Source organism: Actinomadura viridis, from assembly GCF_015751755.1.
In the GTDB taxonomy this organism is placed as follows: Bacteria; Actinomycetota; Actinomycetes; order Streptosporangiales; family Streptosporangiaceae; genus Spirillospora; species Spirillospora viridis.
Map to the genome: position 1 here is coordinate 2,934,731 of NZ_JADOUA010000001.1, position 12,404 is coordinate 2,947,134.

Annotated in this window: 11 protein-coding genes; 4 read left to right on the forward strand and 7 right to left on the reverse strand. The window is 72.0% G+C overall.

Annotation, left to right across the window (positions count from 1 at the left end):
* Window positions 1-3 precede the first annotated feature (3 nt).
* The 7 genes from ehuC to pip form a co-directional block, all read right to left on the reverse strand.
* On the reverse strand, window positions 4-720 hold the full coding sequence (ehuC, locus tag IW256_RS13155) for an ectoine/hydroxyectoine ABC transporter permease subunit EhuC (protein ID WP_197011232.1): 717 nt from the start codon (window positions 718-720) through the stop codon (window positions 4-6).
* A gap of 3 nt (window positions 721-723) precedes the next feature.
* Window positions 724-1,617 carry an ectoine/hydroxyectoine ABC transporter substrate-binding protein EhuB gene (gene ehuB, locus IW256_RS13160; RefSeq protein ID WP_197011233.1) on the reverse strand — a complete coding sequence of 298 codons (894 nt, stop codon included), beginning with the start codon at window positions 1,615-1,617 and terminating at the stop codon, window positions 724-726.
* A 155-nt stretch (window positions 1,618-1,772) separates the two neighbouring features.
* Window positions 1,773-2,678: an ectoine hydroxylase gene (gene thpD, locus IW256_RS13165; protein ID WP_197011234.1), complete on the reverse strand. Its 906-nt coding sequence runs from the start codon at window positions 2,676-2,678 to the stop codon at window positions 1,773-1,775.
* Window positions 2,675-3,070 (reverse strand): ectoine synthase, encoded by a 396-nt coding sequence (locus IW256_RS13170; RefSeq protein ID WP_197011235.1) that lies wholly within the window; start codon window positions 3,068-3,070, stop codon window positions 2,675-2,677. The genes thpD and IW256_RS13170 overlap by 4 nt, the downstream gene beginning before the upstream one ends.
* A 133-nt stretch (window positions 3,071-3,203) precedes the next feature.
* Entirely contained in the window at window positions 3,204-4,466 is a 1,263-nt protein-coding gene (gene ectB, locus IW256_RS13175) for a diaminobutyrate--2-oxoglutarate transaminase (RefSeq protein WP_197011236.1), read from the reverse strand.
* 106 nt (window positions 4,467-4,572) lie between these two features.
* Window positions 4,573-5,178, reverse strand: a complete 606-nt coding sequence (gene ectA, locus IW256_RS13180) for a diaminobutyrate acetyltransferase (RefSeq protein ID WP_197011237.1) — start codon at window positions 5,176-5,178, stop codon at window positions 4,573-4,575.
* Between the two features lie 392 nt (window positions 5,179-5,570).
* Window positions 5,571-6,536: a prolyl aminopeptidase gene (gene pip / locus IW256_RS13185; RefSeq protein ID WP_197011238.1), complete on the reverse strand. Its 966-nt coding sequence runs from the start codon at window positions 6,534-6,536 to the stop codon at window positions 5,571-5,573.
* 347 nt (window positions 6,537-6,883) lie between these two features.
* On the opposite strand from pip, the gene IW256_RS13190 reads away from it, so the two are divergent.
* The 4 genes from IW256_RS13190 (at window position 6,884) to IW256_RS13205 (ending at window position 12,319) form a co-directional block, all read left to right on the forward strand.
* A complete protein-coding gene (locus tag IW256_RS13190) occupies window positions 6,884-8,470 on the forward strand; it encodes a hypothetical protein (protein ID WP_197011239.1) in 1,587 nt (528 codons plus the stop codon).
* 230 nt (window positions 8,471-8,700) lie between these two features.
* A complete protein-coding gene (locus IW256_RS13195; protein ID WP_197011240.1) occupies window positions 8,701-10,386 on the forward strand; it encodes a CTP synthase in 1,686 nt (561 codons plus the stop codon).
* Between the two features lie 86 nt (window positions 10,387-10,472).
* On the forward strand, window positions 10,473-11,105 hold the full coding sequence (locus IW256_RS13200) for an NUDIX domain-containing protein (RefSeq protein WP_420535449.1): 633 nt from the start codon (window positions 10,473-10,475) through the stop codon (window positions 11,103-11,105).
* 146 nt (window positions 11,106-11,251) lie between these two features.
* Complete coding sequence (locus tag IW256_RS13205; protein WP_197016289.1) at window positions 11,252-12,319, forward strand: site-specific tyrosine recombinase XerD; 1,068 nt, start codon at window positions 11,252-11,254, stop codon at window positions 12,317-12,319.
* Window positions 12,320-12,404: the final 85 nt, after the last annotated feature.

A 12,404-nucleotide genomic window follows, 5' to 3' on the forward strand; every position in this document is an offset into this window, starting at 1 on the left:
GGGTCACCCCACCCCGCTTCCGGGAGCGCCGACGGCCAGATCGGAGAGCTTCCCGTCGCCCTTGTCGGGCCGGCGGCCGAGCATCCGGTCCACCCGCCGCTCGGCGTACCGCACCAACAGCTGCAGGATCTGCGCGATCGCGAAGTACAGCACCAGGATCACCACGAACGTCCACAGCGTCTCCCCGGTGGAGGACTGGATCTGCTTGGCCCGGAAGGTCAGATCGCTGATCGTGATCAGCGAGACGATCGCGGTGCCCTTCATCAGCTCGATGAGCAGATTGCCGAACGGGGGCAGCATCAGCGCGACGGCCTGCGGGAGCAGCACCCGCCGCATCCGCTGCGCCGGGGTGAGGTTCAGCGCGATCGTGGCCTCGTACTGGGCCCGGGGCACCGCGTTGATCGCGCCGCGGACCACCTCGGCCCCGTACGCGCCGACGTTGAGGCCGAGCGCCAGCACGGCGGCGAACATCGGGGTGAACCTCAGCCCCACGAGGGGGAGGGCGTAGAAGAACCAGAACATCAGCACCAGGGTGGCCGTGCCGCGGAAGAACTCCACGTACACCCGGTTGAGGGTGCGGACGGCACGGTTGCGCGAGGTGCCGGCCAGGCCGAACACCACCGCGAGCACCAGCGCCAGCACGCTGCCGTACACCGTGAGCTGGATGGTGATCCACGAGCCCTTCAGCAGGAGCTGGTAACTGTCGAGGACCTCCGTCACGGCTCAGCCCTTGCAGAACTTGGCGGCGGTGTCGTCGGGCCCGGGCATCTCGGCCTGGGTGAAACCGAACGGCTGCAGGATCGGCAGCAGCTTGTTGCCGGACTTGAACTCGGCGAGCTTGTCGTTGAACGCCTTGAGCAGGTCGGCGTCGGCCTTGCGGAAGGCGAACGCGCCCGCGCCCAGCTGCTCCTTGCCGTCGATCACCGGGGTGAACGCCTCGGTCACCTCGAACGGCTCGCCCCGGTGCTTGGACAGCAGGTCGGCCAGCGAGATGCGGGTGAGGGCGATGGCGTCGATCCGCCCGGCCTTCAGCCCCTCGTAGGCGCTGGGCTGGTCGGCGAACGTCTTGATCTTGTCCTTGGGCACGCCGAGCTTCTCGGCGTATCCGGCCTCCACCGCCCCGGTGAGCACGCCGAGGTTGGCCTTCGTCCGCGCGACGTCCTCGAACTTGAGGATCTTCTTGGGGTTGCCCTTGGGCACCATGAACGCGCTCTTGGCGACGTACTCGGGATCGGAGAAGGCGACCGCGCCGCACCGCTCCGGGGTGATGAACATGCCGGCCGCGATCACGTCGAACCGCTTGGCGTTCAGCCCGCCGATCAGCCCGCCGAAGTCGACCTGGACCCCCTCGACGTTGGCGATGCCCAGCTCCTTGAAGATCGCCCGCGCCAGTTCCGGCGCCTCACCGGTGAGCTTGCCGGTCTTGTCGGTGTAGCCGTAGGGGGCCTCGTTGGCGAAGCCGACCCGGATCTTCCCCTCCTGTTTGGCCCTGGCCAGGGTGCCGCCGCCCTGCCGTTCCTGCTCCGGATTGGTGGTGCTGCAGCCCGCGGCGGCCAGCGGGACCGCCCCCGCGAGCATGGTCGCGGTCCGCAGGAAGTGCCGTCGTGAGGAAGTCATCGTTGATCTCCTGTCGATGCCTCGCGACCGCCGACGGGCGCCATGCCCCTCGGCGGTCGCGAGGTCGTGGTCGGGAAGCGGGTCGGGGATACGATTCGATAACGGATGGGTGGCGGGTGGTCGTCAGGGAGCCGGCGGACCGGCCCCGCCGGCCGTCAGCCGACCGGCGTGAAGTCGCGGGCGCCGATGAAGGCCGGCCGCGGGGAGGTCGCGGAGAACGGCTCGACGCAGGTGTTCTCGACGCTGTTGAAGACGATGAAGACGTTCGACCTCGGGAACGGGGTGATGTTCCCATTCGAGCCGTGCATGCAGTTGCAGTCGAACATCGTCGCCGAGCCGGCCGGCCCGGTGAACAGCTCGATCCCGTGCTTGTCGGCCAGGATCGAGAGGCTGTTGGGATCGGGGGTGCCGATCTCCTGGTTCTTCAACGAAGCCTTGTAGTGATCGTCGGGCGTCTCGCCGACGCACGACACGAACGTCTTGTGGGAGCCTGGCATGATCATGAGTGCGCCATTGTGCACGAAGTTCTCGGTGAGCGCTATGGAGATGCTCACCGCACGCATGCGGGGCATGCCGTCCTCGGCGTGCCAGGTCTCGAAGTCGGAGTGCCAGTAGAAGTCCTTGCCGGTGAATCCTGGCTTGTAGTTCACCCGGCTCTGGTGGACGTAAACATCCGAGCCCAGGATCTGCCTGGCCCGGCCCACCACGCGGGGGTCGCGGACGAGCTCGGCGAACACCTCACTGATCTTGTGGACCTCGAAGATCGAGCGCACCTCGTCGGAGCCGTGCTCGGTCACCGTGCGCTCGTCGCTCAGGATCTCCGGGTCGGAGGACAGCCGGCGCAGCTCGGCCCGGTAGTCCTCCACCTCCTCGGGGCGCAGCAGCTCGTCCACCGTCAGGAACCCGTTCGCGTCGAACGAGTCGAGCGTCGTGGCGTCGATGGGGCCGTCGCCGGGGGCGCCGTATACGACCGGGTCCTGCCGGTAAAGGAGGGCCGCCTCCTCGCACTTGCGCGTGGGGTAGGGGTCGTCGATGGTCGGATGGATCTCGATGATGCTCATGCGTCCTCCTCGGTGATCAGGGGGTAGACACCGTTCTCGTCATGGACCTCCCGGCCGGTGACGGGCGGATTGAAGACGCAGACGGTACGCACGTCGGTGTGGGCGTGCAAGGTGTGATGCTCGTGTCCGTCGAGCAGGTACATCACGCCCGGTTCGATGCGGTGCTTCTCGCCGGTCTCCTCGTTGACGAGTTCGCCTTCGCCCTCGATGCAGTAGACCGCCTCGATGTGATTCGCGTACCACATCTTGGTCGAGGTGCCCGCGTACAGAACGGTGTCGTGCAGCGAGAACCCCACCTTGTCGCCGGCCAGCACGAAACGGCGGCTGCACCAGGTGGGTGCCTGGACGTCGCGTTCGGTCCCGATAATGTCCTTGAGGGATCGGACGATCACGGTCTATTCCTTTCTTCGTGAGCCGGGGCGGCGCCGCCCCGGCGGGGGCCGGCCCGGTTGCCCGGGCCGGCGCCGCGGCGCGGGCGGCGCGACCGGCGGCGCGACCGGCCCGGTGGCGCCGCCGGCCCTGTGGTCAGACCGCGACGGTGGTGCGGACCGCGCGGACCGACTCGGCGATGATCTCCAGGCCCTGGTCCAGCTCGCGCTCGGTGGTGGTGAGCGGCGGCAGCAGCTTGACGACCTCGCCCTCGGGGCCGGAGGTCTCCATCAGCAGCCCGCGGCCGAACGCCTCGGCGCAGACCCGGGGCGCGGTCTCCGGGTCCCGCATGACCAGGCCCCAGGCCAGCCCGCGGCCCCGGACGCCCTCGACGGCGCCGGCGTGCTCGAGCGCGATCTCGTTCAGCGCCCGCTCCACCTGCTCGCCCTTGGCCAGGGTCTCCTTCTCCAGGCCCTCGCCGGTCCAGTAGTCCTCCAGCGCGGCGGTGGCGGTGACGAACGCCGGGTTGAAGCCGCGGAAGGTGCCGTTGTGCTCGCCGGGCTCCCACACGTCCAGTTCCCGCCGCATCAGGGTGATCGCGAACGGCAGCCCGTACCCGCTCAGCGACTTGGACAGGCAGACGATGTCGGGGGTGATCCCGGCGTCCTCGAAGCTGAAGAAGGCCCCGGTCCGGCCGCAGCCCATCTGCACGTCGTCGACGATCAGCAGGATGTCGTGCCGCTTGCACAGGTCCGACAGGCCGCGCAGCCACTCGGCGGTGGCCACGTTGATGCCGCCCTCGCCCTGGACGGTCTCCACGATGACGGCGGCGGGGACGTCCAGGCCGCTGCCGCTGTCGTCCAGCATCGTCTCCAGCAGCAGGAAGTCGGGCGTACGGCCGTCGAGGTAGTTGTCGTAGGGCATCGAGACGCCATGCCCCAGCGGGACCCCGGCGCCGTCGCGCTTCATCGAGTTGCCGGTCACCGCCAGGGCGCCCAGCGTCATGCCGTGGAAGGCGTTGGTGAAGCTGATGACGCTCTCCCGCCCGGTGTATTTACGGGCCAGCTTGAGCGCCGCCTCCACCGAATGGTTTCCGGCCGGGCCGGGGAACTGGACCTTGTAGTCGAGCCCCCGCGGAGCCAGCACCACCTCGTTGAAACGCTCCAGAAATTCGCGCTTGGCGACCGTGTACATGTCGAGCCCGTGGACCACCGCGTCGCCGGCCAGATAGTCGATCAGCCGCCGTTTCAGCTGCGGGTTGTTGTGCCCGTAGTTCAGCGTTCCCGCGCCGGCGAAGAAGTCGAGGTAGGTCTTGCCGTTCTCATCGGTCATGTGGCTGCCGCGCGCCGTGCTGAACACGGTGGGCCAGCTCCTGCAGTAACCGCGGACTTCAGATTCCAGGTGAGTGAAGACATCCATTTTTCTGCCTCCGGCAGGTGGGGTGGATGGGCGTTGTGCTCGGACGGTGACCGGGCGGTGTGCCGGGCGGATGCCCGGCGGGACGGGGCGTGCGCCCCGGCCCGCGCTAGCGCACGGGCTCGCCGGCCGGTGCCGCCGATGACGCTGTGGAGGTGGGCGCGGAGGGTGGAGTGGAGGTCGCGGACGGGCTCAGCGGGCCGATGCGGAAGAGGACCTCGGGGTCGTGGCCCTCGGGGAAGTGCTCGGCGCCGAACAGCGGGCTGCGGGTCAGGTCGCAGCCGCGGCCACGGGCGAAAGACTCGAACATCCTCGTGGAGGCGGTGTTGCCAGGGGTCACCGTGGCCTCGACGTAGCGATGACCGCGGGCGGCCATCCGGTCGCCGAGGGCATCGAGCATGCGGCGGGCCAGGCCCTGGCCACGGAAGGAGTGGTCGACGGCGACCTGCCACACGAAGAGGGTGTCGGGCCGTGCGGGGCGCTGGAAGCCGGTGATGAAACCGCACGGCGCCCCGCCGGCCCTGGCGACCACGGAGGTGCCGGCGAAATCGCGGCACCACAGCACGTAGCTGTAGGGCGAATTGACATCCAGAACCCGCGAGTCCCGCGCGAGCCGCCACAACTCAGGTCCGTCTTCGAGCCGTGGCTCATCCACTGTGATGGCCGGGTCCGGTCCGGTCGGGTCAATGGGCGATTGCCGGGATTGCGCTGCCATGTACAGGTAAGTTACCGAATACCCGGCCCTGATCGCTACGGAATGTTATCTGCCGGATGTTTAGGGTGAGCGGTACGGGGTATAAAAATATGCTTGTTATTTTCGGGATATTCATCGCGCGCGATTCGCGGCTTCGAGGGGCGCGATTCCTCGCGTTACGCAGGGGTAACCCGCGATATCGACGCGCGGGCCCGTGGTGGCCTATTGTCGGCCACTCTAGTGAAGTGTTACGGGAAGATGACAGAGTTTCCGTATCATTTCTGTGACGTAAATCACACACCCCTGCCGCCAACGGCAGGGGTGCGGTGTGCGTCACGTTGCGTCAGGCGAGGTGAGAGGCCTGAGTGACGGGGTAGGGCTGTGGGTTCACCGCCCCGCGGTTCGCCGCCCGGTCACCGCCCGGCGAACCGGTCGGTCGCCTCGATGAGACGGTGCAGGATGCCCGGCTCGCTGTAGGCGTGGCCGGCGTCGTCGACGATGTGGAACTCGGCCTCGGGCCAGGCCCGGTGCAGGTCCCAGGCCGTGGCCGCGGGCGTGCACACGTCGTACCGCCCCTGGACGATCACCGCCGGGATGTGCCGGATCCGGTCCACGTCCCGCAGCAGCTGCTCCTCCTCGAAGAAGCCCTCGTTGACGAAGTAGTGGTTCTCGATGCGGGCGAAGGCGACAGCGTAGTCGGGCTCGCCGAAGTGATCGGCCAGGTCCGGGTCCGGGCGCAGCGTCAGCGTCCGGCCCTCCCACTGCGACCACGCCCGGGCCGCGGCGACCCGGACCTCCCGGTCGGGCGACCCCAGCCGCTCCGCGTAGGCGCCGAGCAGGTCCTCCCGCTCGTCCTCGGGGATCGGCGCGAGGTAGTCCTCCCAGAGATCGGGGAACAGCAGCGAGGCGCCCTCCTGGTAGAACCAGTACAGCTCGAACGGCCGCAGCATGAAGATGCCGCGCACCACCAGCTCCGACACCCGGTCCGGATGGGTCTGCGCGTACGCCAGCGACAGGGCGCTGCCCCAGGAACCGCCGAAGACCAGCCAGCGGTCGACGCCCAGGTGCTCGCGCAGCCGCTCCATGTCGGCCACCAGGTGCCAGGTGGTGTTGGCCTCCAGCGAGACCCCGGGATCGGCGGCGTGCGGCAGGCTCCGGCCGCAGTTGCGCTGGTCGAACAGCACGATCCGGTATGCCTCGGGGTCGAACTGGCGGCGATGGTCGGCCGTGCAGCCCCCGCCCGGACCACCGTGCACCATCACCGCCGGCTTGCCCTCGGGATTGCCGCAGACCTCCCAGTAGATCTGGTTGCCGTCGCCGACCTCCAGCAGCCCGGAGTCGTACGGCTCGATCGGCGGATACAGGGTGCGAAGTTCCATGAGGCGTGATTGTTCCAGCTGGGGGACGGCGTGGCCCGGACCGCCGGCGGGGGGCACGGCGGACTCCGCGGAACCGCCTCGCGGAGGGCTCGGAAACGCCTTGCCCCACGGCTTCCACGCCGTTCACGCAGGCGACGGGCACGGTACATGCACGCGAATAGAGTGCGCGGATCGCGAAGGCAAACCCCAAACTGGGCAAAGACCGTGCTGGTCGGCACTAGAGTGCCTTGGGTGAGCGAAGCGACGAGCCGCCGGGCGGACATCAGCCGCCGGGCGAGGAGTGCGGCGAACACCATGAGTACGACCGCCCCGCGAACGCGGCTCCGTGCCGCCAGGCGAGGAGACACGTGAGCGAGCTGAACGGATCGGGTGCGCGCCCCGTCCAGGACACCGGTACGCCCTGGCCCCCGCTGGGCCGGGACGCCGCCGCGCAGCAGCCCATCAAGGCGGCGGCGCAGCCCGGCGAGGCGGCCCGCCCCGAGCCCGACCGGCCCGAGGCCCAGCCCTGGGACATCGTCGAGCGGCTGCGCCAGATGGCCGACCTCATCGGCGACGCCCTGGCGGCCGGCGAGCGCAAGGTCAGCGAGGCGCAGACCGACGCCCAGAGCCAGGTCGCGGCGATCCAGGCGGAGAAGGAGTCGGCGCAGCGTGACGCCGCCGCCGCCTGGGGCGAGGTGCAGCGGGCGCGGGGGCAGGCCGAGCAGGCCGACCGGCGCGCGGTCGAGGCCGAACGGCGGGTCGCCGAGGCGCAGAACGAGGCCGCCACGCAGGTCGCGGCGATCCAGGCGGAGAAGGAGTCGGCGCAGCGTGACGCCGCCGCCGCCTGGGGCGAGGTGCAGCGGGCGCGGGGGCAGGCCGAGCAGGCCGACCGGCGCGCGGTCGAGGCCGAACGGCGGGTCGCCGAGGCGCAGAACGAGGCCGCCACGCAGGTCGCGGCGATCCAGGCGGAGAAGGAGTCGGCGCAGCGCGACGCCGCCGCCGCCTGGAACCAGGCCCAGCAGAGCCGTACCCAGGCCGACCAGGCGCGCGGGCAGGCCGAGCAGGCCCGCGGCCAGGCCGACCAGGCCAGGATCCAGGCCGAGCAGGCGCGGACGCAGGCCGACCAGGCCCGGGCCCAGGCCGAGCAGGCCCGGTCCCAGATGGAGGCGGCGCAGGCCGGCCTGGAGCAGGCCGAGCGCCGGGTCGCCGAGGCCGAGGCCACCGTCCGCCAGGCCATCACCCAGCGCGACGCCATGAGCGAGGCCCGCGACGACGCCCTGCGCGCCGTCGAGGACGCCGTCAAGGCGCGGCGGGCCGCCGAGGCCGAGCGCGACCGGATCGCCGAGCAGGCCGCCGAGCTGTCGCGCGCGCTGGAGGCCGCCCACGGCGAGATGGCGGGGCTGCGCGGCAAGGTCGCCGAGGCCGAGATGAAGTCCCAGAACCTCCAGCACTCGGTCGCCGCCGCGGCCAAGGAGGCCGACGACGCCCGGCGCCGCCTGCAGGCCGCCGAGGCCGAGCGCGAGCAGGCCCTCGACACCGCCGCGCAGTCGCTGGAGGCCGCCAAGAAGGCCGAGCGCGACCGCGACGCCGCCGCCGCGGCGCGGGAGACCGCCGAGCGGGGCCGCGAGGCCGCGGTCCAGGCCCAGGCGCGGGCCGAGTCGGAGACCACCCTGGCCCGCGGCCAGGCCGACCAGGCCGGCCGCGAACGGGACCAGGCCGTCAGCGGCATGCGGCAGATGGCCGCCGAGCGCGACGCGATCGCCGAGAAGCTCAAGGAACGCGACCAGTGGGTGGACCAGCTCGCCCAGGCCGTCACCGAGCAGCGCGCCGCGATCGCCGAGCTCTCGCAGGAGCGCGACGCCGCCCGCCAGGCCGCCGACCAGGCCCGTTCACTGATCGACGAGCTCACCCGGCAACTGCGCACGATCATGCCCACGGCCGCCCCCAGGATCTGATCCCGGGATCCGACCCCGGGCCTCACCGGGCCCGGGGACGGCGATTCGGCGGCGCGGGTCCGGTTCCCGCGGCCGATTCGGTCCCGGGAACGGGGGCCGAGGCCCTGACCAGGGGCACGGCAGACCGCGGCGGGCGTGACCCGGACGGCCCACGCCGCCGTGCCTGTTATCCTGGTGGCCCGTGGACAGTGCGGTACCGTCCGCCTCGCAACGACCACGGGAGCGCCTTCTTGCCTTCGGCAGCCACTGGTAGATCACGTCCTACCAAGCATCTCTTCGTCACCGGCGGTGTCGCCTCCAGCCTCGGCAAGGGACTGACGGCGTCCAGCCTGGGGCGGCTTCTCGCCCTCCGCGGCCTCCGGGTCACGATGCAGAAGCTCGACCCCTACCTCAACGTCGACCCCGGCACGATGAACCCGTTCCAGCACGGGGAGGTCTTCGTGACCGACGACGGCGCCGAGACCGACCTCGACATCGGCCACTACGAGCGGTTCCTGGACACCGAGCTGCACGGGTCCGCCAACGTCACCACCGGCCAGGTCTACTCCAACGTCATCGCCAAGGAGCGCCGCGGCGAGTACCTGGGCGACACCGTGCAGGTCATCCCGCACATCACCAACGAGATCAAGGACCGGATCCGCGGCATGGCCGCCGACTCCGAGGTCGACATCGTGATCACCGAGGTCGGTGGCACGGTGGGCGACATCGAGTCGCAGCCGTTCCTGGAGTCGGTCCGGCAGATCCGGCACGAGATCGGCCGGGACAACTGCTTCTTCCTGCACGTCTCGCTGCTGCCCTACATCGGCCCCTCCGGCGAGCTGAAGACCAAGCCCACCCAGCACTCGGTGGCCGCGCTGCGCTCCATCGGCATCCAGCCCGACGCGATCGTGTGCCGCTCCGACCGGCCGATCACCGACGGCCTCAAGCACAAGATCAGCATGATGTGCGACGTGGACCGCGAGGCCGTGGTCTCGGCGGTGGACGCCGCCAGCATCTACGACATCCCCAAGGTCCTGCACGCCGAGGGCCTGGACGCCTACGTGGTGCGCCGCCTCGGGCTGCCGTTCCGCGACGTCGACTGGGGCGCCTGGGACGAGCTGCTGCGCCGCGTGCACCGGCCGGCCCGGGAGGTCACGATCGCGCTGGTCGGCAAGTACATCGACCTGCCCGACGCCTACCTGTCGGTCACCGAGGCCCTGCGGCACGGCGGCTTCGGCAACGACGCCCGCGTCAACATCCGCTGGGTCAAGAGCGACGACTGCGAGACCCCCGAGGGCGCCAAGCGCGAGCTGGACGGCGTCGACGGCGTGCTCATCCCCGGCGGGTTCGGGGTGCGCGGCATCGAGGGCAAGCTCGGCGCGGTCCGCTTCGCCCGCGAGACCCGGCTCCCGCTGCTGGGCATCTGCCTGGGCCTGCAGTGCATGGTGATCGAGGCGGCCCGGTCGCTGGGCGGCCTGCCCGACGCCGGCAGCGCCGAGTTCGACCCGGCCACCGCCCACCCGGTCATCGCCACCATGGCCGACCAGGTCGACGTCGTCGCGGGCGAGCGCGACATGGGCGGCACCATGCGCCTGGGCCTCTACCCCGCCGACCTGGCCGAGGGCTCGGTCGTCCGGTCGCTGTACGGGGAGGCCAAGGCGTCCGAGCGGCACCGCCACCGCTACGAGGTCAACAACACCTACCGCGAGCGGCTGGAGCAGGCCGGGCTGCGGTTCAGCGGGCTGTCCCCGGACGGGCGGCTGGTGGAGTACGTGGAGCTGCCGGCCGACGTGCACCCCTTCTTCGTGGGCACCCAGGCGCACCCGGAGTTCCGTTCCCGGCCGACGCGCCCGCACCCGCTGTTCGCCGGACTGGTCTCCGCCGCGCTCGACTACGCCGAGCTGCGCGGCAGCGCCGACGCGGTGTCGGCCTCGTGAGCGACGCCGCCACGGGCGGGGCGGCCGGCCGGGCCGCCCCACCCCGCCCCGCCCCCGCTCCCGCCCCTCCTTCGGCCGCGCCGGGCGTGCTCGGCGTCGAGGACGTGCGGGACGTCCCGGGGAGCTGGGAGGTCACCGGCAGCACCCGGGAGTTCGAGGGCCGCATCTTCGCCGTGCGGCGCGACGCCGTCCGGATGCCCAGCGGCGACACCACCGAGATCGTCCACCGGGACGTCATCGAGCATCCCGGCTCGGTGGGCATCCTGGCCGTGGACGGTGACGACCGGGTCCTGCTGCTGCGCCAGTACCGCCACGCCGCCGGGCGGCTGCTGTGGGAGGGGCCGGCGGGGCTGCGCGACGTCGACGGCGAGCCGCTGGTCGAGCTCGCCGGACGCGAGCTGCTGGAGGAGGCCGGCTACCGCGCGGGCCGGTGGGACGTGCTGGTGGACGTGCTCCCCTCCCCGGGGATGACCGACGAACGGGTCCGGATCTTCCTGGCCCGCGACCTGACCGAGGTCCCCGCCGAGGAGATCGACTTCGAGCGGGTCCACGAGGAGGCCGACCTGCCGATCGTGTGGGTGCCCCTGGACGAGGCGGTCCGCAAGGTCCTCGCCGGGGAGATCCGCAACATGATCGCCGTGACCGGAGTCCTGGCGCTGCACGCCGCCCGCGCCGGCGGCTACCGCGGCCTGCGCCCAGCCGACGCGCCCGAGGGGTGACGCCCGCCCGCCCGCGCCGGGGCTCCCGGCGGGGCGGACGCGGCCGTTCGGCCACCGTCCCGCGCCGGCGGCACCGCACGGGCGCCACGGCGCCGGCGGCACGGCGCGGGCGGATGGTGGCCCGCCGCGCTGCCGGGCCCGGCATGATGGGCGGGGTCACCCGGCCACCCCGCCCGGAAGAGGTGCCGAAACTGTCACCGAGCACGAGCGGCCCCGGCGGCACGCGGCACGGCGCCGAGGAGGCGCCCGAGACCCCCCTGGGCTCGGCCGTGCGCACCTACCTGGGGCATCTCGCCGTCGAACGGGGCCTGGCCGCCAACACCCTCAGCTCCTACCGCCGCGACCTGCGCCGCTACGTGTCGGTCGTGGAGGGGCGCGGCCGGACCCGGATCGACCAGGTCACCGAGGCCGACGTCCGGGACTTCCTGGTCGGGCTGCGCGAGGGCGACCCCGACCATCCGCCGCTGTCGGCCGGGTCGGCGGCCCGCGCCGTGGTCGCCGTCCGCGGGCTGCACCGGTTCGCGCTGCGCGAGGGGCTGGCCGGCACCGACCCCGCCCGCGACGTCAAGCCCCCGACCCCGCCCCGCCGCCTGCCCAAGGCCATCTCGATCGGTGAGGTGGAGCGGCTGCTGTCGGCCGCCTCCGTGCCCGCCGCCCCGGCGGGCGGGGCGCCCGGGGGAGCGGGCGGCGACGCCGAGGCCGCCCGTGCCCTGCGCGACCGGGCGCTGCTGGAGCTGCTGTACGGGTCGGGCGCGCGCATCTCCGAGGCGGTCGGCCTGGACGTCGACGACCTCGACCTGGCCGAGGGCTTCGCGCGGGTCGCGGGCAAGGGCGGCAAGACCCGGGTGGTGCCGATCGGCGAGTACGCCCGGCGCGCGGTCGAGTCCTACCTCGTGCGCGCCCGTCCCGGGCTGGCGGGGGCCGGGCGCGGCGGGCCGGCGCTGTTCCTCAACGCCCGCGGGGGCCGGCTGTCGCGCCAGGGCGCCTGGATGGTGCTGCGCGCCGCCGCCGAACGGGCCGGGCTGTCGGACGTCTCCCCGCACACGCTGCGCCATTCGTTCGCCACGCACCTGCTGGACGGGGGCGCCGACGTGCGCGTCGTCCAGGAGTTGCTCGGGCACGCCTCGGTGACCACCACGCAGGTCTACACTCTGGTGACGGTGCAGCTCCTGCGCGAGGTCTACGCCACCTCCCACCCCCGCGCGCGGGGCTGACCCGCGGCCTCGCCGAGGCCGCCGACGGGCCGGCGACAAATCGCCTCAACGGCGCGCGTCGGCTTGTGACCGGGGGTGTCAACCC